Below are 23,077 nucleotides of genomic sequence, written 5' to 3'. Positions count from 1 at the left end.
GGCACCCGCTAAGGCGCCCGGCGTGAACGCCCCTTCTCCATTGACCGCAAGTGCCATGGTCTTCGCCGGCGGCGGAGCGGGCGCCCTGCTGCGCTATCAGGTGGGGCGCGGCCTCACCCAGGTGTTCGGCCCCTCCGCGATGATGGCATTTCCATGGGCGACGCTGGTGGTCAACGTCGCCGGCAGCCTGGCGATGGGCCTGCTCGCGGGCTGGCTAGCGCGCCATGGCACGAGTGGTGAGCAGTGGCGCCTGCTGGTGGGCGTGGGCCTGCTTGGCGGGTTCACCACCTTCTCCAGCTTCAGCCTGGAACTGATGCTGCTGATTGAGCGGGGGCAGAGCGGTGCTGCGCTGGCATACGCCGCGGTTTCGGTACTGGCGGGGCTGACCGGGCTGTATATCGGGCTCATCATCATGCGGCTCGCGGCATGAGCGATCCCCTGCCATCGAGCGATGTGCGCCAGTTCACCGTCTCGCCGGACGATGACGACATCCGCCTCGACCGCTGGTTCAAGCGCCACCTGCCGCAGGTCGGCTTCGCCACCGTCAGCCGGTGGGCGCGGACCGGACAGATCCGGGTCGATGGCAAACGCGCCAAGCCCGAAGATCGCCTCGCCGCTGGTCAGGTGCTGCGGGTCCCGCCCGGCGGCGACCAGCCGCGCGGCAAGGCCGCCCCCGCCAAGCGCGAGCTGACCGACGCGCAGATCGCGGAAGCCGAAGCGATGGTGCTGGAAAGGACGCCGGCCGCCATCGTGCTCAACAAGCCGCCCGGCCTGGCCACGCAAGGCGGCACCAAGACCCACAGCCATGTCGACGGCCTGCTCGATGCCTTCGTCAGCGGCGAGGAGCCGCGCCCTCGGCTGGTTCACCGACTGGACAAGGACACCTCCGGCGTCCTGCTGATCGCCCGAACTCCCGGCAGCGCGGCGTTCTTTTCCAAGCGGTTCTCCGGCCGCTCGGCCAAGAAAGTCTATTGGGCGTTGGTCACCGGCGTGCCCGACGTGGCGCACGGCGTGATCGAGGCGCCGCTCGCCAAGCAGCCCGGCACCGGCGGCGAAAAGATGCACGTCGACGAGGAGAACGGTCAGCCGGCCAAGACCCGCTATCGCGTCGTCGAACGCGCCGGCAACGCCGCGGCATGGGTGGAGCTGGAACCGCTCACCGGCCGCACGCACCAGCTGCGCGCGCACATGGCGGCGATTGGCCACCCGATCGTAGGCGACGGCAAGTATGGCGGGCAGGAGGCGTTCCTGACCGGCAGCGTCAGCCGCAAGATGCACCTTCACGCGCGCCGCCTGATCATCGATCACCCGGTCGGTAAGTCCGGGGGTGGCGGCAAGCTGGACGTCACCGCACCGCTGCCCGAGCACTTCGCCGCCAGCATGATCCAGCTGGGCTTCGATGAATCCTTGAGCGATGCGTCCCCCACCGAAGGCCCGCCGCCGCCGTCGCGCGAGGACAAGAAGCAGGCAGCGCGCCAGCACGCCAAGCAACTGCGCAAGTCCAAGCCGACCCGCCGCGGGCGCAAGGACGTGCCCAAGGCTCCGCCGAAGAAGACGGGCCCGAACAAGAGTGGACCAAAGCCCGGACCCAAACCGCCCGGCCGGGGCAAGCGCTGATGCACCCCAACCAGCTGTTCCGCAGCGACGATCGCGCGCTGCTCGAAACGCTGATCGAGGAGGTAGGCTTCGGGATGATCTTCCAGACCACGCCCGACGGCCCCCGGGTGGCCCACACGCCCGTTCTCTCGACCGGGGACGGTGCGGTGCAGTTCCACCTCGCGCGCGGCAACGCCCTCACCCGCTGGCTGGACGGCGCCACCGCCCTCATCACGGTCAACGGCCCGGACGGCTACATCTCGCCCCGCTGGTATTCCGACCGGGCGACCGTGCCGACCTGGAACTATGTCGCGCTGGAGCTGGAAGGCCGCGTGCGGCGGATGGACAGCGACGGGCTAGAGGCTCTGCTCCACGGTCTGATCCAGCGGCATGAAACACAGCTGGGCGGGGACCCGTGGCGCGCTGACGAAACTCCGCCCGCCATGTGGCGCCAGCTGCTGGGCGGCATCGTCGGGTTCGAGCTGGAGGTGCTCGCCTGGCGGCCGACCATCAAGCTGTCGCAAAACAAGCCGGCCGAAGACCGCGCCGCGATCGCTGCCGGGCTGGATTCCGCCGGATCGCCTGCGCTGGCCGAGCTGGTCCGGCGGCTGGCGCCATGAGGCTGGCCGTGTTCGACTGCGACGGAACGCTGGTCGATGGCCAGGCGGCGGTGTGCGACGCGATGGACGCCGCGTTCGCGCAGGCCGGGCTGCCGGCACCCGACCGCGGCGATGTGCGGCGGATCGTCGGCCTCAGCCTGCCGCAAGCGGTGCGCGTGCTTGCTCCTGAAGCCGAGCCTGACCGGCAGGCCACGGCGGTGGACGCCTACAAAGCCGCCTTCCGCGCCGCGCGTGACAGCGGATCGCTGGAGGAGCCGCTTTATCCGGATATGGCCGCCCTGCTGGCCCGGCTGCACGCATCGGGCTGGCAGCTCGCGGTCGCGACCGGCAAGTCCGACAGGGGTCTCGCCGCGTGCCTCGCCAGCCATGGGATCGACCACCTGTTCTGTTCGCTGCAAACTGCCGACCGCCATGCATCCAAGCCCGATCCCGCGATGCTCGAAGCCGCTCTCGCCGAGGCCGGCGCGGAACCGGCGCAGGCGGTGATGATTGGTGATACGAGCTTCGACATGGCGATGGCCTGCGCCGCTGGCGTGCGGGCGATCGGCGTTGCATGGGGCTATCACACAGTGAGCGAACTCGTCGCCGCAGGGGCGGACGCGGTGGCGCACACGATGGACGAACTTGAAGGATTGCTCGATCGCCAGCCGCCCGCCTGAGGACCACGGACCGGTAGACCGTTCCGCGGCAAGCGACACGCGGGCCCGCAACCGCTGGGCGGCGTTGCAGGCGGCGCGGCTTGCCGGCGTAGCGCTGGTGATCCTCGGCATTCTGATCACGCAGGGAATTTGGGGCTTTGAGCGGGATCAAGGCCGCGTGGTCGGATACGCGATCATCATTGCCGGCCTGATCGATCTGTTTGTCTTGCCCCAGGTTCTCGCTCGCAGGTGGCGCACGCCGAAATGAAGCGTTTCTGGAAAGACGTGTCGGTCGAGCAGGAAAGCGGTGGCTGGCAGGTCACGCTCGACGGGCGCCGTGTGCGCACCCAGGGCGGCGCCGCTCAGGTTGTCCCCTCCCGCGCGCTGGCCGAACTGCTGGCCGATGAATGGCGCGCACAGGGCGAGGAGATCGATCCCGCAGCGTTCCGGGCGCGCGACCTGGCCGACTATGCGCTGTATGTTGTCACGCTCGATCCGGCCCAGGCGGTCGCCAAGATCCTGCGCTACGCTGAAACCGACACGCTTTGCTACCGCGCCGATCCCGACGAGCCGCTGCACCGGCGGCAGTGGGCGGAATGGGAGCCGGTGATCGCCGCGTTCGAAGCGCGCGAAGGCGTGACGCTGGAACGGGTCAGCGGCATCGTCCACCGCCGGCAACCGGCCGCGACACTCGACCGTCTGCAGCAGCGGCTGGAGTCGCTCGACCCATTCACCCTGGCCGCGCTGGAAGTGCTGGCCTCGCTTTCGGCATCGCTGACCGTCGCCCTTTCTGCGCTCGAACCCGATGCCGATCCCGCCGCCCTGTGGGCCGCGGCCGAACTGGAGGAGACCTGGCAAGTGGAACTGTGGGGCAGCGATGCGCTGGCGGAGGAACGCCGGCAACGGCGCGCAGACGATTTCCGCCACGCAGTGCAATTCGCGCGGGCGGCGGCGCACCCATGAGCACGCCTGCGAAACCAATTGTGGCGCGCACCGGGACCAACTCGGTCCTCCGCTCTTTCCTCAAGAGCGAGGCGACCGGCGGCCTGTTGTTGATGGCCGCCGCCGCGCTGGCGATGGTGGTCGCCAACAGCCCACTCGCCGATCCATATTTCGAGGTGCTCCATTCGTACCTCGGGCCGCTGTCGGTGCATCACTGGATCAACGACGGGCTGATGGCGCTGTTCTTTCTGCTCGTCGGCCTGGAGATCAAGCGCGAATTCGTCGACGGACGGCTGGCGACCTGGGCGGATCGCATGTTGCCCTTCATTGCCGCCGCTGCGGGCATGGCAATTCCGGCGCTGGTCTACCTGCTCGTGGTTGGCGGAACGCCGGGCCTGGCCCGTGGCTGGGCGATCCCCGCCGCGACCGACATAGCCTTTGCCATCGGCGTGCTCGCCCTCCTCGGCCGCCGCGCGCCGACATCGCTCAAGTTGTTCCTCACCACCGTGGCGATCGTCGATGACATGGGCGCGGTCGCGATCATCGCGCTTGCATACACTGCCGATCTCAACCTGCTCGCCCTCGGCGCCTCGGCGGTGATCCTGTTGGTGATGTTTGGACTGAACAAAGCCGGGGTGCAGCGCCTGTCCATCTACCTTGCGCTGGCTGCGGTGCTGTGGCTCGCGGTGCTCTTGTCAGGGGTCCACGCGACCCTGGCGGGGGTACTCGCCGCCTTCACCATCCCCGTCACGCGCACGCCCGGGCGGCCGGACAGCCAGACTTCGCCGCTCCACCGGCTCGAACACGGCATCCAGCCGTGGGTCGCATTTGCGGTCGTGCCGATCTTCGGCTTTGCGAACGCGGGCGTTCCGCTTGGCGGAATGGAGTGGAGTGAAGTGTTCGCACCGCTGCCCGTCGCGATCGCCGCGGGGCTGTTTCTCGGCAAGCAGATCGGCGTATTCGCCGGTGTCGCCCTGACGATCGCGCTCGGACTGGCCTCGCGGCCAAGCGGCTCGACCTGGCTGCAGATTTACGGCGTGTCGATCTTGTGCGGAATCGGCTTCACGATGAGCTTCTTCATCGGCGGCCTCGCGTTTGCCGATCCGTTGCTGCAGTCCGAAATGAAGATCGGCGTACTGGGCGGTTCGCTGCTGTCGGCGCTGGTCGGCTTCACCATCTTGCGCTTCGCCCCGCCAAAGTGGAGCGGAATGGCGCGTCGCTGACCCAGCCGGGGCTGCGCGTGGTCAGCCGACCCAGTCGGCGACCTGGCCCGCCACGTCGTTCGCCGCCTGGTTCAGCGCTGCGCCGATCGGCGCAGCCTCGGCCGCGATGCCCGGCACGGTGGACGAAAAGCGGCGGGTCATCACCTGGGTGCCGTTCACGTCGCGCACCGCGTCGAACGTCACCACCACGCTGGCGGTGCGCGCGTCGTATCCGAAGTCGATCAGGCTGCCGCGCAGCTGGTTCGTGGGCGTCAGCGCGGCATCGTCGTTGTCGATCACGAGCCGGCCGGACCGAGCGCGGATGGTTTCCCCCAGCAGCCGGCGGAACAGGCGGGTGGGCCGGTCGACCCACACCGCATCCTTCACGTACGCCACCTTGGTATCGTCGATCTGGACGGGCACGCGCGTAACCGCCAGCTTGGCGGGCGCCTCCGGCTCGACCACCGCGATCGCCTGGGTGATATCACCGTTGATGGTGGTACCCGCGGCCACTGTCCGGGCGGCCGTGAGGTTCAGCAAGCTTTCGGGTGGCTCGGCGCCAAAGCTGATGCAGCCGGCCAATAGAGCGGTGGCACCCACGGCGGCCGCGATCTTGATCTTGCTCATGGCGTCCCTCTCTGGGCCGGTGCGCGCCGGCCAACCTTACTTCGGATCGTAATCGGGCAGCTTCTGCCCACCGATCAGCCCGCCCGCACCCTGGGTTTCGATTTTCTCGGTCACCGCCCGTAGGGCGCGGCTGGTCTCACGCAGGTCGCGCAAGGTAGCCTCGGCCGCAGGCAGCGTGCTTTCGGACAATTGCCGGGTAGCAGGGCGCGCATCGTTGGCAGTGGCAGTCAATGCATCCGCCGCCGCGCCGGCCGACTTCAACGTCTCGCGCATCTGCGCGGCAAGGCTCTGCCCTTCCTGGTTGAGCAACCGGTCAGTCGATCCCAGCACCGTCTCGAACTGGTTCAGGGCGCCGCTTGCTTCGCGCAAGGTCACCTGCAGTTCGGCCAGCGTCCGCTGGACTTGCGGGGTCGCCTGCGAGAGGTCGGCAGTCATCTGGTTGGTGTTGTCGAGGATGCCCGCGATCGAGGCCTGATTGCGATCGGACAGCAGCATCGTCAGCCGCTCCGTCAGCGTCGCCAGCCGCTCCAGCAGCAACGGCGCGTTGGCGAGCAGTTCGCCAAGGCCACCCGGCTTGGTCGGGATGACCGGCACGCCTTCTGGACAAGCGGTCTTCCCCAGACCAGTGCCGGTGCAGGTTATCGCCGGCGCCCCACGGCGCGCGCCGTCGAGCAGGATGGTCGAAACCCCGGTAAACGACCCCTGGATGGTGGCGGTGGTGCCGACCAGAATCGGGGTCTGTTCATCCACCTTGATCCGCACACGGACAAAGCCGGGATCGGTGGGCCACAGCTCGATCGTGTCGACCTGTCCGGACGGCACGCCCGCGAACGACACCTGCGAACCCTTGGCAAGACCGGCGACCGACTGCTTGAAAAAGATGTCGTATTCGTTCTGCTCGCCCTTGTTCAGGCCAGCCAGCCAGACGAAGAACAGCGCCAGCGCCGCCAGCAGCGCGAGGGTGACTGCCCCCACCCAGACATTATTGGCCCTGGTTTCCATTCGCCTTCGCCTATGCCTGCTTACCGTTGATATTGTCCAACGCTTTGACCGCGTGCGCCGCGATCGGCTGGTCCATGTGCCGCCGCAGTTCGTCCAGTGCCTGCGCCGTCAGCGCCGCCCGGCCGCGCGGTCCGTTGAAGTATTCCTGGATCCACGGGTGATCGAGCTTCATCAGGTTGGGCACGGTATCGACCGCGATCACCCGCTTGTCCGCAATCACCGCCACCCGGTCGCAGATCTCGTGCAGGGTATCGAGGTCGTGGGTGATCAGGAACACCGTCAGCCCCAGCGTATCCTGCAACTCGCGGGTGAGACGGTCGAACGCCGCCGCCCCGATCGGGTCGAGGCCCGCGGTCGGCTCGTCGAGGAACAACAGTTCGGGATCGAGCGCGAGCGCGCGCGCCAGCCCGGCGCGCTTGCGCATGCCGCCCGACAGCTCGCTCGGAAACTTGGCCGCAGCCTCCGGCGGCAGGCCGGACAGCGTCACCTTGTAACGGGCGATCTCGTGCATCAGGTCGAGCGCGATGTCGGGATAGAACTGCTTCAGCGGCACCTCGACGTTCTCACCCACCGTCAAGGTGGAGAACAGCGCCCCGCCCTGGAACAGCACGCCCCAGCGGTTGCGCACGCCGATCACGTCTTCCGGGTCGCCATCGGTGATCGAGCGACCGAACACCTCGATATTGCCGGAATCCGGCGTTTGCAGCCCGATGATCGAACGCATCAGCACCGATTTACCGGTGCCCGACCCGCCGACGACACCCAGAATCTCGCCGCGGCGCACCATCAACGACAGGTTTTCATGAATTACCTGCTCGCCGAAAGAGTTGGTCAGCCCTTCGACCACGATCGGGTACTGACCCCGGAACCGCTCCAGCGGGCGGTTGACGTCGGGGTCGCCAAGGGCGGCGCCGTCGGTCTGGGCTTCGTCGGGCTTGTCGTCCGCCATCACGCCCAGCCCACGTTGGTGAAGAACACCGCGAAGAATGCGTCGAGCACGATCACGGTGAAGATCGCGAACACCACCGCGTTGGTGGTCTTCAGACCGACCTGCTCCGAGTTGCCTTCGACCTTGAGCCCCTGATAGCAGCCGGTCATCCCGACGATCAGCCCGAACACCGGCGCCTTCACCAGGCCGACATAGAGGTCATAGGTCGGGACGACATCCTTGATCCGGGCCAGGAACGATCCGAACGGGATGCCGAGCGACAGCTCTCCGATTACCGCGCCGCCGACGATCGCCACGCAACTGGCGTAGAACCCCAGCAGCACCATCATCACCGTGACCGCGAGCACGCGCGGGACGACCAGCGCCTCCATCGGCGAAATGCCGATCGTGCGCATGGCGTCGACCTCCTCGGTCAGTTTCATCGTGCCCAGCTGGGCGGCGAACGCGCTGCCGGAACGGCCCGCGACCATGATCGCGGTCATCAGCACGCCCAGTTCGCGCATGGTGATCCGTCCAACCAGGTTGACGGTCAGCGTCTCGGCGCCGAACTGCTGCAACTGCACCGCGCCCTGCTGCGCGATGACGATGCCGATCAGGAAACTCATCAAACCGATGATGCCGAGCGCGTCGACTCCCACCAGCTCCATCTGCCGCACGAACGCCTTGGTCCGGAACCGCCGCGGGTGGCGGATCAGCATCCCCACGGCGGCGATGAACTGGCCCACGAACGCCACCGCGCCCACCGTGCCGCGCTGGGCGGCGGCGACCCTGGCACCGGTGGCGGACGCGACGCGGGTGAACACCGGCAGGCGTTCAGGTTCCAGCGGGCCGCTGTCGTCAGTTGCGCTCAGCGCCTCGATCAGCCGGGTCGCGCGATCACTCGCGCCGACGATCTCGCCCCCCGTCTTGCGCGACAGGCTGAGCGCGATCCACGCGCCGACGGTGTCGATCTCGCGCACCGCGGACAGGTCGATCTCCTGCAGAGGTTCGTCGACTGCGCGAAGGTCGGTGTCGATCCGGCCAATCGTCGATACGAGGTAGTTGCCCGACAGCGCCAGCCGCCGGCCTCCATTCGCCTCGTCGATCGTGAATGCCGCCCCGTCGCTCATCGCTTGCGCGTATGCGGTGAAAAGCACGTTGCCACAAGCGGATGCTTGAACCCGTTGCGCGGGGCGGGACGCGCTGGCATGTCCCCGCGCGCCATGACCAGCGAACTAGCCAAGACTTTCGATCCCGCCGCCATCGAGGCGCGGTGGTACCAGCATTGGGAAACCAAGGGCCTGTTCCGGCCCGAACGGCCGGACGCGCAGCCGTTCACCATCGTCAACCCGCCGCCCAACGTGACCGGTTCGCTGCACATCGGCCATGCGCTCGACAACACGCTCCAGGATGTGGTGGTGCGGTACGAACGGATGCGCGGCAAGGACGCGCTGTGGGTGGTCGGGACCGACCACGCGGGCATCGCCACACAGATGGTGGTCGAACGGCAGATGGCGCTCAACCAGGACAAGCGCACGAACTATTCGCGCGAACTGTTCGTCGACAAGGTGTGGGAGTGGAAGGCGGAAAGCGGCGGCACCATCACGGGCCAGCTCCGCCGGCTGGGCTGTTCGATGGACTGGTCGCGCGAGCAGTTCACGATGGACCCCCACTTCACCCGCGCGGTGGTGAAGGTGTTCGTGGACCTCTACAACCAGGGCCTGATCTACCGCGACAAGCGACTGGTGAACTGGGACCCGGCGCTGGGCACTGCGATCAGCGACCTCGAGGTCGAGACGCACGAGATCAAGGGCGGCTTCTGGCACTTCCGCTATCCGCTCGCGGACGGCGTCACCACTGATGCCGGGGCGGATCACCTGGTGGTTGCGACCACCCGGCCCGAAACGATGCTGGCCGACATGGCCGTCGCCGTGCACCCTGATGACGCGCGGTATGCCAGCGTGATCGGCAAGGAGATCGTCCAGCCGATCACCGGCCGCCGGTTCAAGGTCATTGCCGACGAACATGCCGATCCAGAGCTTGGTTCGGGCGTGGTGAAGATCACCCCGGGCCACGATTTCAACGACTTCGAGGTCGGCAAGCGCGCCGGCTTCGCGGCGGGTGACATGCTCAACATGCTCGATGCGAAGGCCGCGGTGGTGCAGACCGCCGACGGGTTAGTGCCGGACGAATTCATCGGTCTCGACCGCTTCGCTGCCCGATCGTTGGTGGTGACCCGGATGAAGGAACTGGGCTTCCTCATCCCCCACGTCGACAAGGACGGGGCGGAACACGACGCCGAGCCGCGCACCATCGCCACCCCCTTCGGTGACCGCGGCGGCGTGGTGATCGAACCGTGGCTGACCGATCAGTGGTACGTCGATGCCGAGAAGCTGGCGCAGGCGCCGATGCAGGCGGTGCGCGACGGGCGGATCGAGATCGTCCCCAAGACGTGGGAGAAGACCTTCTTCAACTGGATGGAGAACATCCAGCCGTGGTGCGTCAGCCGCCAGCTGTGGTGGGGGCACCGGATTCCGGCGTGGTACGACGCGAACGGCAAGGCGTACGTCGCCGAGACGGAGGACGAGGCGCAGGCACTCGCCGGGGAAGGCGCCGTGCTGACCCGCGACGAAGATGTGCTCGACACCTGGTTCTCATCCGCGCTGTGGCCGTTCGCCACGCTCGGCTGGCCCGAACAGAGCGACCTGGTCCAGCGCCACTACCCCAACGACCTGCTGATCTCGGGCTTCGACATCCTGTTCTTCTGGGACGCGCGGATGGCGATGCAGGGGATGCACTTCATGGACGATGTGCCGTGGAAACGGCTGTATCTCCACGGTCTCGTGCGCGCCTCTGATGGCGCCAAGATGTCGAAGTCGAAGGGGAACGTGGTTGATCCGCTTGGCCTGATCGACCGCTATGGCGCTGATGCGTTGCGCTTCTTCATGTGCGCGATGGAGAGCCAGGGCCGCGACGTGAAGATGGATGAGAGCCGGGTTGAAGGCTATCGCAACTTCGCGACCAAGCTGTGGAATGCCACCCGCTTCTGCCAGGCGAACGGCATCGGCGCGAGCGCGTCGGTGGCCCCGCCTCAAGCGACCGCGGCGGTCAACAAGTGGATCATCGGCGAAGTGGCCGCCACCGTGGGCGAACTCGACAAGGCCATGGCCGAGCTGCGCTTCGACGTGGCAGCGGGCGCGATCTACCGCTTCGCGTGGGACACCTTTTGCGACTGGTATCTGGAACTCATCAAGGGTCAGATAGACGAGGAGACGAAGGCGGTCGCCGGCTGGGCGCTCGACCAGATCCTGGTTATGCTCCATCCGTTCATGCCCTTCATCACCGAGGAGTTGTGGCATGCGCAAGGTTCGCGGCCGTACGAACTGATCGTGGCGCAATGGCCCCGGCCGGAGGCTGAGATCGATGCCGCCGCGACCGCCGAGGTCGAATGGCTGATCGACCTAACCCGTTCGCTTCGCGCCGCCAAGAACGAGCTCGGCCTCGCGCCCGGTGCCAAGCTGGAAGCATGGCTGGCGACCCCGTCCGACACCGCCAGCCGGGTGCTGTCGGGTAACGCGTCCGCCATCGAACGGGTCGCCCGGCTGTTGGCGGTGAACGTCACTCCGGCGCCCGAAGGCCCGGCGATCCAGGTCGGCGCGGGCAGCGATGCCCTGGTAATACCGCTCGAAGGACTGATTGACGTTGAGGCCGAGAAGGCCCGCCTGACCAAGGCGCTGGCGGCTTCTGAGAAAGAAGCGGCTTCCCTGGCCGGCCGGCTCGGCAATGCGAGCTTCGTTGAACGCGCCAAGCCCGAAGCGGTGGAAAAGGCCCGCGCCGATCACGCGCATCACAGCGCTGAAGCCGATCGCCTCAAGGCGGCGCTCGAGCGGTTGGGCTGACCGCGGTGAAGCTTGATCACATGGTCGTGAAGGTTCGCTCGCTCGAAGCGAGCCTTCCCTGGTACGAGACTTTGCTGGGTCTGATCGGTTTCACCAGGAGCCGGGCGCACGTTTGGGGCAACGCGGACGGCGTTCATCTCGACCTCAAGCAGGCGGAGCCGGACACGCGGGACTACGAACGGCGCGGCCCGGGCCTCAACCATCTCGGGTTCACCGCGCTCACTGAGGGCGATCTCGACCGCGTCCGGGCAGGAATGACATCGGCAGGGTTTGAGGTGCCTGAGAAGCAATATATTGGCAGCGAGATCGCGACGTTCTTCCGCGATCCCGATGGGATGCGCATCGAAGTGACGGTTTATTCCTGAGAACGCGGCCCACTTCCGAGCCATCACGTGATGCACGACAATGCGCCCGGGCCATGGCAATTTCCTACCCTCGGCGACTGTGTCATGGGCGAGCGATGTGCTTCCTTTGCGCCTTCAATCGACCGCGTTACGCCGGCTTTCCGCAGGTCTGGCCGTTGAATCCAAGTCAGTGGTCCAGGGGATCCACGGTTCAGCATCAGCCGCGCGGGGCTGAGCGGTGAACCTTGTCCTCGCCACCGACGACACCGGCGGGCCGGAGATTTTCGCCTCGCTCCAGGGCGAAGGCCCATCGATCGGTGTCCCGTGCGCGTTCATCCGCCTGTCGCGCTGCAACCTTGCCTGCGTGTGGTGCGACACCGACTATACCTGGCGCTTCGAGGGGGACAAGCGGCCCCATCGCGGCGGGGTGACGTACGCTCGCAAGGCTAACCAGGTGGTGCTCGATGTGGCGGAAGCCGCGCGTCTCATCGCCGCCGTTCCGCCGCGCCGGCTGGTCGTGACCGGCGGCGAACCGCTGCTGCAAGGGGCGGCCCTGGCGCAGCTTGCCGCGCTGCTCCCCGAACACACGATCGAGGTCGAAACCAACGGCACGTTCGAGCCGCACGCGCGCTTCGATCCTCTTGTCAGTCAGTACAACGTCAGCCCCAAACTGTCGCACAGCGGCAATCCGGCCACCCTTGCCCTGCTGCCGCCGCGGATGCGGCAATGGGCCGGCGATCCCCGCGCGTTCTTCAAGTTCGTCATCGCGGAACCCGCCGATGTGGACGAGGTTCTGTTCCTGCAACGTGCCTATGCCATCGCTTCCGACAAGATTTTCCTGATGCCCGAGGGCACCGACAGCGCAACCCTGCGCGCCCGGCAGGAATGGCTCGTGCCGTTGGCTGACAGCCACGGCTTCCATACGTCTGACCGCCTGCACATCCACCTGTACGGCGACACGCGCGGCACATGAGCGATGCGGCCGCCCTGCCCGCCCGCCGCCCGGGCATGCGCGATCTCACCGCCGGGCCGGTGCTGCGGACGCTAGTGCTGTTCAGCCTGCCGACGCTGGGATCGAACCTGCTGCAATCGCTCAACGGCACGGTGAATTCGATCTGGGTTGGCCGGCTGATCGGCGAAGCCGCGCTGGCGGCGACCGCCAACGCCAACATCGTTATGTTCCTCGTCTTCTCCGCCGTGTTCGGCTTCGGCATGGCGGCGACCGTCAAGATGGGCCAGGCGTTCGGCGCCGGAGAGGTCGACGTCGCCCGCCGCACGTTCGGCAGCGCGGTCGGGCTGTGCCTGGTGCTGGCGGTGATCGTGGCGACCGCCGGGTGGGTGTTCGCGCCACCGCTGCTGACGCTGCTCGGCACGCCCGGCGAAAGCTATGCACTGGCGCTCGATTACCTGCGGATCATCTTCATCTCGATCCCCGGCGGGATGCTGACGGTGATGATCGCGATGGGTCTGCGAGGAGCAGGCGATTCGCGCACCCCGTTCCTGTTCATGGGCCTGTCCGTGGCGCTCGATGTCATCCTCAACCCGCTGCTGATCTCCGGCATCGGACCCTTCCCGCAGATGGGTATCGCCGGTTCGGCGGCATCGACCGCCTTTGCCGGCTACGCCTCGCTCGCCGCGCTGGTGGGTTACGTCTATGCCAAGGACCTGCCGCTGCGGCTGCGAGGGGCGGAGATCCGATACCTGATCCCGCGCCGCGAGGAGCTCCGCTATATCGTAGGCAAGGGACTGCCGATGGGCGCGCAGATGCTGCTGATCTCGTCCGCCGGGATCGTCATCATCGGGCTCGTCAACCGCTACGGCATCATCTCCGCCGCCGCTTACGGGGCGTCGCTCCAGCTGTGGACCTATCTCCAGATGCCAGCGATGGCGATCGGCGCGGGGGTGAGCGCGATGGCGGCGCAGGCAATCGGTGCGCGGTTGCCGGAACGGATCGATCAGATCAGCCGCGCCGGCATTCTGGTGAACCTGGCGATGACCGGATCGATGGCCGCGCTGCTGCTGTTGTTCGACCGGCCGGCGCTGGTCCTGTTCCTGGGCCCGGACAGCCCCGCCGTGCCGCTGGCCCGGCACATCCAGTATCTCGCGAGCTGGAGCTTCATCCTGTTCGGGGTCACTATCGTCCTATTCGGCACCATGCGTGCAGCAGGCGTGGTGTGGGTGCCGCTGATCGCGCTTGGCGTCGCCATGTTCCCGGCAAGGCTGGGCTTCTACTATGCCCTCGAACCATGGCTGGGCCAGGACGCGCTGTGGCTGTGCTTTCCGTTCGGCTCGGCGGTTTCGATGCTGATCGCGATCTGGTTTTACCGCCGTCCTGGCTGGCGCACCCAAGGCCGCGCCATCAGCCCGGAGCGCGCAGCCGAGGAATGCCTCACCACCGCCGACACGGCCGGCCGGTTCAAACCGGAGCTGTGATCACTTCCCCTGGCTGCGCCAGCGTTGGACGATGCGGTGAACCCGCTCTTCCTCACCACCCGACTGACGCCACAGATCGACGAAGCTGGGATCTTCGGAAGCCGGGCGCTTCTGCTCCTCCAGGTTGTCGAAACTGACCCGCATCGGGATCGCGACGCCCTCGCCGCAGATGATGCACTCGCGGTTGCGCAGCGCCGGGATGGAATCGAGAAAGCCGCGCGCACCTTCCGGCATCGCGGCTTTCACGAACGCCTGATCCCGTTCGTTGTTGAGGCGCATCGAAATGATGGTGCCGCACTGCGACAGCACGCCTTCGGCAAGGTCGGACGGTCGCTGGGTAATCAGGCCCAGGCTGATGCCGTACTTGCGGCCCTCCTTGGCGATACGGCTGAGAATTTTGCCGACCGAAGAGCCATCGGCATTCTTCTCGTTCGGCACGTACCGGTGCGCCTCCTCGCACACCAACAGGATAGGCCGGGTACGCTCCTCGCGGCCCCAGATGGCGAAGTCGAACACCAACCGGCTGAGCACGGCGACCACGGTGCTGGTGATGTCGGACGGCACGCCCGACACGTCGATGATCGCGATTGGTTTGCCGGCGCTGGGCATGCGGAAGATCTTGGCGAGAAAGTCCGCCATCGTGTCTCCGACCAGCATGCCGGAGAACATGAACTGGTACCGCGGATCGGCCTTGAGCTCGTCGAGCTTGGTCTTGATCCGCATGTACGGCGCGGTGTTGGTCGCCTTGTCGAGCTTGCCCATCTCGTTCTGGATCTCGTTGGTGAGGTCCGACAACAGATACGGGATCGGCGAATCGACGGTGATCTTGCCCATCGTTTCGGCCAGGCGGTTCTTGCCGCGCGCGCGCAGCAGGCACTTGGCAAGGACGTCCTGATCGGTCTGCAGATCGTTGCCGCTGCTGCTCAGCAAGACTTCGCAGTGCTCTTCGAAATTCATCAGCCAGTACGGCATCTGGAGGTTGGACACGTCGAGGATCAGGCCGGTGTTGCGGAACGCCGCCGAATACTCGCCGTGCGGGTCGATCATCAGGATGTGCCCGTCTGGCGCCGCATCGCAGATCCGGTGCAGGATCAGCGCCGCGCTGGTCGACTTGCCCGTGCCGGTGGAACCGAGCAGAGCAAAGTGCTTGCCGAGCATCGCGTCGATATAGACGCCGGCGCGGATGTCCTTGGTTGGATAGACCGTGCCGATCTGGATATTCGAGCGGCCGTCGCTGGCGTAGATCTGCCGCAGGTCCGCGGTGGTCGCCGGATAGATCAGCGCCCCGGGAACAGGGTAACGGGTGACACCGCGGCGGAAGCCGTGGATCCGGCCGGTCAGTTTCTCTTCGTTACCTTCACCCAGAAAATCGATGTTGGCGACAATCCCGCCGCCGGCTCGCCGGTCCTGCTTCTGGTTGCGCACGCTGGCGAGCAGCCACGAATTGCCAACGCGAATCTTTACCTGGCTGCCGACCTGGCCCGCCAGCGCGATGGATGGGTCGCCGTCGGTCATGCATTCGTTGAGCCGCTGCAGATCAAGCGCGATCTGCGACCCCGATCCGGCGATCTCCAGGACCACGCCGATTGGCTGCATCGCATTGTCGATCGACGCATCCGCTGCGCCGTCCTCCGCAGCCAGTGCCGGCGCACTACCGGCGGAACCATGAAACGTCTGCTTACCCATGTCGTCCATGTGCGGACCTGCCCCTCGACAATCGTGAAGGGCGGCCATGACCTGAATGCGGTTAAGATCGGGTCAACGCTGTGGAGAGCGCTCCCTGATCAGATCAGCGCAAACAGGCGTCCCGCGATCCAGCCCATGGCTACCGACAGGCTGACGGCGAGCAGGCCATACAGCAACGACTGCTGCTGGGCGAACAGCTCGACGAAGCGTTCGAAACCGACCTTGCGAACTTCTACTTCGGCGATAGCGGAAGCGACCACCCGGCCTCTGGTAACGGCAAACGTCTCGGCCGTGTACGTGCCCGTCTGCACGCTCGACGGCAACTGGAAGCGCGCCTGATAGAGCACCTGGCCGCTGATCTTCACCCCCGTCATCGCCTCGGCATACAGACCCTGCCGGCGCATGAGATCGACCAGCCCGGCACTGAAGCGCGCCTGTTCCTGCGGGTCGATCTCCCCGATGGGCGATAACTGGATGAAGTCGGTGCCGAATTCGTAGATCGCGGCGGTCCGTTCATCGACGATATCCTTGACCGGGCGCGACGCGGCGACGGCAAAGTATGACGGAGCGGAGCGAAAATCGGTGCTCGCGGCGTTGAGCCAGACGCCGCCCACCTTCGACTTCTCGCGCAGGCGGATCGGTTCGGTCGGCCCCTTGAGCACCACCACAACATCGTAGTCGCGCGCCGCCCGCGTTCCCGCCGGGTCGAGGATCGCGCCGAACAACAGCAGCTCGGTGCCGGTAAAGCCCTGGCGCACCAGCACCTCGTGCTGGCTGACTTCGGGCACCAGGATGGGGTCCCGCGCACCGGTGAGCGCGAACAACGCGAGCAGGAGCAAGAAAAGCCGCCTCACAGCGGGGCCACCGTGTAGATTTCGTCAGGCCGCACGCCCAGCCCCCACAACATGCGCAGCGCTATCAGCAGCACCAAAGCCGCCAGGATCAGGCGCAGGGTCTCGGGCTTGGCTTTCTGGGCCAACTGGCTGCCGATCTGCGCCCCGGACACCGACCCCAGCAGCAGCAGCGCGGCCAGCACGATATCGACCGCCTTGGTGGTCAACGCGTGCATCATCGTGGTGACCATGGTCACGAACAGGATGTTGAACAGGCTGGTGCCGACCACCACCCCGGCGCTCATGCCAAGGATGTAGAGCATCGCGGGCACCATGATGAACCCGCCGCCGACGCCCATCAGCATCGTCAGAATGCCCACGCCCACCCCCAGGATCAGCGGCGCGAGCGGAGAGATGTACAGGCCCGAGCGATAGAACCGCCACCGGCCGGGCAAGGCCGCCACCAGCGGGTGGTGGCGCCGCTTGGCGGCCCGCGGACGTGCACTCCGCTTGTCCGCCCGCAGCGAAGTCCACGCCTCGCGCGCCATCAGGGTGCCGATCGACCCGAGCATCACCACGTAAAGGATCGAGATCACCGTATCGATCTGCCCAATCGACTGGAAGAAGCGGAACAGCAGTGCGCCGATACCGCTGCCGATTATCCCACCCACGATCGTCACCGTGCCCATCCGGTAATCGACCCCGCCGCGACGGTTGTGGGCCAGCACGCCCGATACGCTCGCTCCGGTCACCTGTGTCGAGGCAGAGGCAGCGGCCACCGTCGGCGGGACGCCGTAAAAGATCAGCAGCGGGGTCGTCAGGAACCCACCCCCCACTCCGAACAGGCCGGACAGGACACCGGTCAGCGCGCCCAGCAGGACGATCACCAGTCCGTTCACCGACAGGTTCGCGATCGGGAGGTAGACGTCCATACAAGGGGCCCTACGCCCTAGCGCCGCGCGATTGAAGGTGCCGGTGCCTAGAAACCCGTCGAAAGCGTCAAAGCGGCGCCATTGCCGGGCGTGGCATTGCCGGCGACCCTCACGCGATAGTCCAGCGAGAGCCGCACCGGCGCAAGGTCGATGGTGGCGCTTGGCCCGACATCCAGGCGCTCGGCAAACTTTTGTGCGCCGCCCCACGCACCCACACCTATGCTTGCCCGAACCCCGCCGCCCCGGGCTATCGGGCGCATCACGCGAAGCTGGCCATCGGCGAAGGCCGTGGCGAAACGACCGCCGACCCACCCGCCCTGGGCGTAGCCTTCGGCGGAAAGACCTAGCGGCAAAGGCGTCGCCGCAAGTTCGGTGACGGCAAAGGCAGCGGGCCGGATTTGGGTCGATCCTTGGCTGTCCGTTGCCCGCACCTCTGCGAGCACACGGATAGGCACGTCAGCCAGCGGACGCACGCCGATCCCCACCGCCGCCTCGCGCTGGCGGGGTCGATCGGGCGCGTAAGTCGCCCGCACGTGCACCGCCGGGCGATGCGGTTCTGTCATCAGGTCGAACTGTCCCACAAAGCCCATCTGCGTGCCGCCATAGCCCGCCGGCCGCGCCCCATTCGCCAGTCTGGGCAGTCCGCTTCCCTGCCGCCACGAAGACCACGCTGCCAGGTGCAAGCGTGTCGCTGGCGGGCGCATGAAGGGAGGTGGCAAGGCGACGATAGCCGGAACCGGCGTATCCCGATCGGGCGCTTTCGCCGTCGTTTGTGCAGCCTCCGGGGTGATGTAGAGGTGCCGTGGCAAGGGAGGCGCCGCAATCCCGGCATGGTAGGGCGCGACGGGGGCCAGGGCGAACACGAACTTCCGGTCCCGGACGGCGCTCCTCTCCCGAGTAAGCAACGCAGTCTCTGGGCCCGATTCCCGCGGTGTTGCGTGCGAAGTAGAGTTGATGAGCCGCGCGTCCTCATCGGCATCTTGCGCGGGCGTTTCCCGCACAAATGAGAAGGGCGTTTCCCACAGCGCGGCGCGCACACCCATCCATCCTGCGACAAGCAGGACAAGCGCCGCCAGCGGCTCACCGCGGCGGCGCGCGGTGGCGTGTGGTTTCACGCTGCTTCCCGGTGCGGGGCGGCGAGCGCCGGGTGAACTATGTGCTCGGTCTTGTCCCAGCGCGGATTGCGTCCTCCCAACGAGGCGACGTAGGCGACGAACGCGCGCCGCCCCGCCATGATCGAGATGACGTTGGTCACAGGAATGCGCAGGATCGCCCGCAGACCTTCCGCCGCGCCGTATTCTCTGGCGGTGAAGGCAAATCGCCACGCCGCCCGCCACGCAAAGCTCGCCAAATTGATAGCCAACAGGACGAGCAGCGCGGGCGACAAATCGGCTTCTGGGGCAAACCCGGCGAGCTGCGCGATCCATCCCGCTGACACAAGAAACAGCAGCAGATACGCGATCAATAGCACCAGCGCGGTGAGCGGACCGCGCCGATCGCGCAGCCGCATCCACAAATCGGCCGGATTGCGGCTCCAGCCGAGCCGGTACCACGATTGAAAGGCGATGCCGTGGACCCAGCGGGTCTTCTGGCGGACAGCTGCTTCCAGCTTGGCCGGGAAACAGGCGCGCGTAGCGACCAGGCGCCCGCTTGCCGTCCGGCAGCGAACGAACCGGGCATTCCCGCCCAGCGCAGAAACGCCCAGGCCGAGTTCGTAATCCTCGGTCAGGCATTCCGCCGCGAACGGCCCTTCGCCCGCACTCCGGCTGTCGAGAGTCATCAAAGCGTGGCGGGCAATGGCGCATCCCACGCCTGCGGTTGGCAGACCCGCGCCCAGGGCATCGCGCACGACCATGCCCTTGCCGTGCTGTTCGGCGAATTCCTCGCAGTAATGGGATGCGATCCAGCGCGACTGCGGCATCGGATGTGGCAGGACCGGCAGCTGCACCAGGTCGGCAGCGCCGATGTGCCGATCCAGCAGGCTCAGCGCAGCGGGATCAACCATGTCTTCGGCATCGTGCAGCACGACCATGTGGAACGGCACGCCAGACGATCGCTCCTCATCTTGCAGCGCTCTATATAGGCCGTTGAGGCAATCCGCCTTGGTCGTCGGACCGGGGTGGGACATGATCACCACCCGGAGGCGGCCATCGCCATCGGCTCCGGCGCGCGCGGCGCGAGCGGTCGCGGGGTCGTTGAGATAGCAGCCGACGTAGAGCCGCAGGTCTGCCTGGGGCCATGCGTCAAGGGCATGCCGCACGGTCGCTTCGATGACCGCTTCCTCGCGCCAGGCCGGAATGAAAACCGCCGCCCGCCCCGATAGCGGCAGTTGTTCCTGGTCCGCCATCAGCCGCTCGGACTTTCCGCGCCCGGTGATCCGCAGCCACACCCAGATCAGATCGACCGCCAGCTCGTCGAGCGCGCCGAGCAGGAAGAACAATCCGGCGAAAAGCAACAGCTCATGCTCGACCAGCACAAGCCATTGCGCAGGCGTGAAGCCTTCTCCCGGCAATTGCGACCCCCTCTTGCCCGAGATCGCCGCCTACCAAGCGGCACACCCGGGCGCAACGCGCTATTCGTGAAGACTGTTCAATAGCTTGGCGGGGTAGCAACGCTGCATAGGCGCACCTCGGGGGATCGTGCTTTTAGCCGCGCCGCCTCTGCTCAAGTCGATCAGGTCAGCGTCACCAAGTGCCGGTATTCTCCATCGACGCCCACGGCTCTTGCGGAAGCAGGCGACCGTCCTGCAGCAGCTCGACCGAGATACCGTCCGGCGACTTGACGAACGCCATGTGTCCATCGCGCGGCGGGCGGTGGATGATGTGGCCCGCCTCAGCCAGCCCGGCGCACGTGTCGTAGATATTGTCGACCTGGTAGGCGAGGTGCCCGAAATTGCGCCCCCCGTCGTATTGCTCGGTCGCGCTGCCATCGGCGGGCGGCCAGTTGTAGGTCAATTCGACCTCGGCCACCCCCTCCTGCCCCGGCGCCGCAAGGAAGATCAGGGTGAAGCGTCCCTGCTCGCTATCGAACCGGCGCACTTCTTCCAGACCCACGAGGTTGAAGAACGCGATGGTCGCATCCGGGTCCGTCACCCGGATCATCGTGTGAAGAAACTTCGCCAAGGGACACTCCGGTCAGCACTGGCCGATCGGCCCATGCCGCCGGCTGCAAGCCAGGCAACTAGCCGCTGACTTGGTGATCGATCAACCCGGCCGCTCACCATGGTCCTGCGGGTGACTGATCACTAGCGGTCTCGGGCGATGGCCGAAGTCGGGGCCGGTGCGAAAACCGGCCCCGCAATTCGGCTCAGAAGCTTGCGCCTAAGGACACCACCACCGCGTCGTCCGTCAGCCCGTCGATCGAGGGGCCCTCCACACCGACGTAAGAGACACCCAGGGTGAGGCTGCCGAGGACGGTGGCGCTGGCGCCCACCGACCAGTCGAACGCGCTGTCATCACCCGTGCCCGCGAGCAATGTCGGCGCCAGCGAACCGTCGGTATAGCCGAGATGCGCCGACAGCGTCAGCGGCGTGGTGGGAATTGCCGAGCTCAATTCGGTGTGAAGGTACAGGTTGTCGTCGGCCAACCCCTTTTGATCCCACGCATAATTGACCCCGAACTTGGCCGAGACTGGTCCGAGATCGCCTGAGACCGTCGCGTAAGGCTCGAAGTACTCGGCATCGATCCCGGCCCAGCAGTCCCACATCGAGTCCGATGCCTTCGGACACGGCGCCGCTCCACCCGCCGAACAGATCGACCTCGACGTCGCCAAAGACGTCGGTGCCGCCATCGTCGATCGAGGATGCCCAAGTTCCGACATAAAACCCGGTGTCACTGGTGACAGTCACGCCGCCTTGGATGGCCGGATCTCCCCCCGACAGCGATACGCCGCGAAAGCGATAGTCAGACACCAGCGTGACGCTGCCAGACACGGACAAGCCGCCGGTGGCCGCAGTGCTTTCGTCCTGCGCGAAAGCAGGCGCCGCGACGACGGATAGACCCAGAATGGTTGCGGCCCCAAGACCGCGGATGGACGTTAGCATGGCAAACTCCTCGTTTGTGCCGATCGTCCCACCTGCGCCGCGGCTGAAGCCCGTCGTGCTCGCGGGCGATTGGCAGCCAATGCGCAACTTTCTTGCCGCGAGTTGCTGCATCGCACAAGAAAAAACGGCGTGTCGCCTTTAGGAGACGTGCCGATGTGGATTCGATGCATCACAGCCATCGCCCGCAGGCATCGTTCATTGCCCGGCAGGATACCGTGGCCTATGCGACCGCGCCTGATGTTCGAACCGCTCCGCCAAATGTTCCGGCTGCGCCCCCGCGCAGCAGACCGTCCGCCTCCCGCAGTACCGCCAGGCACTCGCTGGTATGCGGTGGGTGACATTCATGGCCGCCTGGATCTGTTCGAAGCCCTCATTGCCGCGATTGAGCAGGACGACGCGTCCGCTGCTCCAGCGGAAACTGCGGTCGTCCTGCTGGGCGATCTCGTCGATCGGGGGCCGGACAGCGCGGGCGTGGTAGCCCGCGCGCGCGCTTGGCAGGCCACGCGCCGGGTCAAGCTGCTCGCCGGCAATCACGAGGAGATGTTCCTCGAAGGGCTCAGCGACGTGGCCGTGCTGCGCCACTTTCTGCGACATGGCGGGCGTGAAACCGCGCTGAGTTACGGGATCTCCCGTCAAGACTACGATCGCGCGACCGTTGAAGAGGTGCAGCAACTGTTATCGAATGCGTTGCCGGAGGAGGATCGGCAGTTTCTCAGCAGCGCCAAGGATTACCTCGTCGCCGGCGACTACCTGTTCGTGCATGCGGGCATCGCGCCCGGCGTCCCGCTGGCGGAGCAGGCGGACCATCATATGCGCTGGATCCGTGAGCCATTTCTCGACCATGCCGACCCGCATGAACACTTTGTGATCCATGGCCACACGATCACTGAGGGGCTCGACCAGCGATCCAATCGGATCGGGATCGATACCGGCGCCTATCGCTCGGGTTGCCTGACGGCCCTGGTGCTGGAGGGGACCGGACGACGGGTCATCCAGGCGGTGGAGCGTGATGGCGCGACGCACATCGAACACGGAGCACTGACGGCATGAAGATCGCGATGGTGGGCTCGGGATACGTCGGTTTGGTCTCGGGAGCCTGCTTCGCCGACTTTGGGCACGAGGTGGTCTGCATCGACAAGGATGCCGCCAAGATCGAGCGGCTAGAGAACGGCATCATGCCGATCTATGAACCGGGTCTTGACGCGCTGGTGGAAGCCAACGTGAAGGCTGGGCGGCTGTCATTCACTACCGATCTCGCCGCCGGCATCCGCGGCGCCTCTGCCATTTTCATCGCGGTCGGCACGCCGAGCCGGCGCGGCGATGGTCATGCCGACCTGTCGTTCGTCCACGCTG

Annotated in this window: 24 protein-coding genes and 1 pseudogene; 13 read left to right on the top strand and 12 right to left on the bottom strand. The window is 66.5% G+C overall.

The annotated features are described in order from the left end of the window. The first annotated feature begins 22 nt into the window (after positions 1-22). Genes crcB through nhaA form a run of 7 tightly spaced genes read left to right on the top strand, consistent with a single transcriptional unit; the run spans position 23 to position 5,019 of the window. Positions 23-430, top strand: a complete 408-nt coding sequence (crcB, locus tag E0504_RS14325) for a fluoride efflux transporter CrcB (RefSeq protein WP_131624749.1) — start codon at positions 23-25, stop codon at positions 428-430. Then, positions 427-1,617, top strand: coding sequence for an RluA family pseudouridine synthase (locus tag E0504_RS14320; protein WP_131624748.1), 1,191 nt, complete (start codon positions 427-429; stop codon positions 1,615-1,617). The genes crcB and E0504_RS14320 overlap by 4 nt, the downstream gene beginning before the upstream one ends. Continuing rightward, entirely contained in the window at positions 1,617-2,216 is a 600-nt protein-coding gene (locus E0504_RS14315; RefSeq protein ID WP_131624747.1) for an FMN-binding negative transcriptional regulator, read from the top strand. The genes E0504_RS14320 and E0504_RS14315 overlap by 1 nt, the downstream gene beginning before the upstream one ends. After that, positions 2,213-2,875, top strand: a complete 663-nt coding sequence (locus tag E0504_RS14310; protein WP_131624746.1) for an HAD-IA family hydrolase — start codon at positions 2,213-2,215, stop codon at positions 2,873-2,875. Before E0504_RS14315 ends, E0504_RS14310 begins: the two co-directional genes overlap by 4 nt. Next, positions 2,841-3,122 (top strand): hypothetical protein, encoded by a 282-nt coding sequence (locus E0504_RS51300; RefSeq protein ID WP_207912538.1) that lies wholly within the window; start codon positions 2,841-2,843, stop codon positions 3,120-3,122. The genes E0504_RS14310 and E0504_RS51300 overlap by 35 nt, the downstream gene beginning before the upstream one ends. Continuing rightward, positions 3,104-3,817: an ATP12 family chaperone protein gene (locus E0504_RS14300; RefSeq protein WP_207912537.1), complete on the top strand. Its 714-nt coding sequence runs from the start codon at positions 3,104-3,106 to the stop codon at positions 3,815-3,817. Before E0504_RS51300 ends, E0504_RS14300 begins: the two co-directional genes overlap by 19 nt. After that, positions 3,814-5,019 carry a Na+/H+ antiporter NhaA gene (gene nhaA / locus E0504_RS14295; RefSeq protein WP_131624745.1) on the top strand — a complete coding sequence of 402 codons (1,206 nt, stop codon included), beginning with the start codon at positions 3,814-3,816 and terminating at the stop codon, positions 5,017-5,019. Before E0504_RS14300 ends, nhaA begins: the two co-directional genes overlap by 4 nt. Before the next feature lie 21 nt (positions 5,020-5,040). Here nhaA and E0504_RS14290 read toward each other — a convergent pair whose 3' ends face one another. From E0504_RS14290 to E0504_RS14275, 4 genes are read right to left on the bottom strand one after another with little or no spacing between them, the layout of a single operon-like run. Beyond that, positions 5,041-5,625 (bottom strand): ABC-type transport auxiliary lipoprotein family protein, encoded by a 585-nt coding sequence (locus tag E0504_RS14290; protein WP_131624744.1) that lies wholly within the window; start codon positions 5,623-5,625, stop codon positions 5,041-5,043. Between the two features lie 36 nt (positions 5,626-5,661). Continuing rightward, positions 5,662-6,627: an MlaD family protein gene (locus tag E0504_RS14285; protein ID WP_131624743.1), complete on the bottom strand. Its 966-nt coding sequence runs from the start codon at positions 6,625-6,627 to the stop codon at positions 5,662-5,664. Between the two features lie 10 nt (positions 6,628-6,637). Beyond that, on the bottom strand, positions 6,638-7,576 hold the full coding sequence (locus E0504_RS14280; RefSeq protein ID WP_131624993.1) for an ABC transporter ATP-binding protein: 939 nt from the start codon (positions 7,574-7,576) through the stop codon (positions 6,638-6,640). Next, positions 7,576-8,685 (bottom strand): ABC transporter permease, encoded by a 1,110-nt coding sequence (locus E0504_RS14275; RefSeq protein ID WP_131624742.1) that lies wholly within the window; start codon positions 8,683-8,685, stop codon positions 7,576-7,578. The genes E0504_RS14280 and E0504_RS14275 overlap by 1 nt, the downstream gene beginning before the upstream one ends. 78 nt (positions 8,686-8,763) lie before the next feature. On the opposite strand from E0504_RS14275, the gene E0504_RS14270 reads away from it, so the two are divergent. From E0504_RS14270 to E0504_RS14255, 4 genes are all read left to right on the top strand, one after another. Continuing rightward, positions 8,764-11,454, top strand: a complete 2,691-nt coding sequence (locus tag E0504_RS14270; RefSeq protein ID WP_207912535.1) for a valine--tRNA ligase — start codon at positions 8,764-8,766, stop codon at positions 11,452-11,454. Between the two features lie 5 nt (positions 11,455-11,459). Beyond that, a complete protein-coding gene (locus tag E0504_RS14265; protein WP_131624741.1) occupies positions 11,460-11,819 on the top strand; it encodes a VOC family protein in 360 nt (119 codons plus the stop codon). Between the two features lie 217 nt (positions 11,820-12,036). Beyond that, positions 12,037-12,771: a 7-carboxy-7-deazaguanine synthase QueE gene (locus tag E0504_RS14260; RefSeq protein ID WP_131624740.1), complete on the top strand. Its 735-nt coding sequence runs from the start codon at positions 12,037-12,039 to the stop codon at positions 12,769-12,771. Then, positions 12,768-14,231, top strand: a complete 1,464-nt coding sequence (locus tag E0504_RS14255) for an MATE family efflux transporter (RefSeq protein ID WP_131624739.1) — start codon at positions 12,768-12,770, stop codon at positions 14,229-14,231. Before E0504_RS14260 ends, E0504_RS14255 begins: the two co-directional genes overlap by 4 nt. On the opposite strand, the gene E0504_RS14250 is transcribed toward E0504_RS14255, so the two are convergent. From E0504_RS14250 to E0504_RS54225, 8 genes and pseudogenes are all read right to left on the bottom strand, one after another. Beyond that, on the bottom strand, positions 14,232-15,926 hold the full coding sequence (locus E0504_RS14250; protein WP_207912534.1) for an ATP-binding protein: 1,695 nt from the start codon (positions 15,924-15,926) through the stop codon (positions 14,232-14,234). Between the two features lie 89 nt (positions 15,927-16,015). After that, positions 16,016-16,756: a TIGR02186 family protein gene (locus tag E0504_RS14245; RefSeq protein WP_207912533.1), complete on the bottom strand. Its 741-nt coding sequence runs from the start codon at positions 16,754-16,756 to the stop codon at positions 16,016-16,018. Between the two features lie 11 nt (positions 16,757-16,767). After that, positions 16,768-17,682, bottom strand: coding sequence for a sulfite exporter TauE/SafE family protein (locus E0504_RS14240; protein ID WP_131624737.1), 915 nt, complete (start codon positions 17,680-17,682; stop codon positions 16,768-16,770). 47 nt (positions 17,683-17,729) lie between these two features. Then, positions 17,730-18,719: a hypothetical protein gene (locus tag E0504_RS14235; RefSeq protein ID WP_131624736.1), complete on the bottom strand. Its 990-nt coding sequence runs from the start codon at positions 18,717-18,719 to the stop codon at positions 17,730-17,732. 74 nt (positions 18,720-18,793) lie between these two features. Beyond that, positions 18,794-20,194, bottom strand: coding sequence for a glycosyl transferase family protein (locus E0504_RS14230; RefSeq protein ID WP_131624735.1), 1,401 nt, complete (start codon positions 20,192-20,194; stop codon positions 18,794-18,796). 172 nt (positions 20,195-20,366) lie between these two features. Then, complete coding sequence (locus E0504_RS14225) at positions 20,367-20,804, bottom strand: VOC family protein (protein WP_131624734.1); 438 nt, start codon at positions 20,802-20,804, stop codon at positions 20,367-20,369. A 184-nt stretch (positions 20,805-20,988) separates the two neighbouring features. Continuing rightward, complete coding sequence (locus E0504_RS14220) at positions 20,989-21,387, bottom strand: TorF family putative porin (RefSeq protein WP_373693905.1); 399 nt, start codon at positions 21,385-21,387, stop codon at positions 20,989-20,991. A 46-nt stretch (positions 21,388-21,433) separates the two neighbouring features. Continuing rightward, a pseudogene (locus tag E0504_RS54225) lies at positions 21,434-21,724 on the bottom strand (TorF family putative porin); the annotation flags it as partial. 330 nt (positions 21,725-22,054) lie between these two features. Here E0504_RS54225 and E0504_RS14215 point away from each other — a divergent pair. Then, positions 22,055-22,774, top strand: coding sequence for a metallophosphoesterase family protein (locus E0504_RS14215; protein WP_207912530.1), 720 nt, complete (start codon positions 22,055-22,057; stop codon positions 22,772-22,774). After that, positions 22,771-23,077 (top strand): 3-hydroxyacyl-CoA dehydrogenase NAD-binding domain-containing protein (locus E0504_RS14210; RefSeq protein ID WP_131624732.1); only part of this gene is annotated, 307 nt, incomplete at its 3' end. The genes E0504_RS14215 and E0504_RS14210, both read left to right, overlap by 4 nt.

The sequence above is a fragment of the Parafrankia sp. BMG5.11 genome, assembly GCF_004337455.1.
The sequence above is the reverse complement of the archived record's forward strand: the minus strand, read 5'-3'. Positions and strand labels throughout refer to the sequence as shown.

Excerpts from the sequence above, each read along its gene's own strand:
- E0504_RS14285 (WP_131624743.1), bottom strand. The coding sequence starts at position 6,627 with ATGGAAACCAGGGCCAATAATGTCTGGGTGGGGGCAGTCACCCTCGCG.
- E0504_RS14320 (WP_131624748.1), top strand. The coding sequence starts at position 427 with ATGAGCGATCCCCTGCCATCGAGCGATGTGCGCCAGTTCACCGTCTCG.
- E0504_RS14255 (WP_131624739.1), top strand. The coding sequence starts at position 12,768 with ATGAGCGATGCGGCCGCCCTGCCCGCCCGCCGCCCGGGCATGCGCGAT.
- E0504_RS14250 (WP_207912534.1), bottom strand. The coding sequence starts at position 15,926 with ATGGACGACATGGGTAAGCAGACGTTTCATGGTTCCGCCGGTAGTGCG.
- E0504_RS14310 (WP_131624746.1), top strand. The coding sequence starts at position 2,213 with ATGAGGCTGGCCGTGTTCGACTGCGACGGAACGCTGGTCGATGGCCAG.
- E0504_RS14220 (WP_373693905.1), bottom strand. The coding sequence starts at position 21,387 with ATGTGGGACTGCTGGGCCGGGATCGATGCCGAGTACTTCGAGCCTTAC.
- E0504_RS14315 (WP_131624747.1), top strand. The coding sequence starts at position 1,617 with ATGCACCCCAACCAGCTGTTCCGCAGCGACGATCGCGCGCTGCTCGAA.
- E0504_RS14270 (WP_207912535.1), top strand. The coding sequence starts at position 8,764 with ATGTCCCCGCGCGCCATGACCAGCGAACTAGCCAAGACTTTCGATCCC.
- E0504_RS14280 (WP_131624993.1), bottom strand. The coding sequence starts at position 7,576 with ATGGCGGACGACAAGCCCGACGAAGCCCAGACCGACGGCGCCGCCCTT.
- E0504_RS14275 (WP_131624742.1), bottom strand. The coding sequence starts at position 8,685 with ATGAGCGACGGGGCGGCATTCACGATCGACGAGGCGAATGGAGGCCGG.
- nhaA (WP_131624745.1), top strand. The coding sequence starts at position 3,814 with ATGAGCACGCCTGCGAAACCAATTGTGGCGCGCACCGGGACCAACTCG.
- E0504_RS14240 (WP_131624737.1), bottom strand. The coding sequence starts at position 17,682 with ATGGACGTCTACCTCCCGATCGCGAACCTGTCGGTGAACGGACTGGTG.
- E0504_RS14290 (WP_131624744.1), bottom strand. The coding sequence starts at position 5,625 with ATGAGCAAGATCAAGATCGCGGCCGCCGTGGGTGCCACCGCTCTATTG.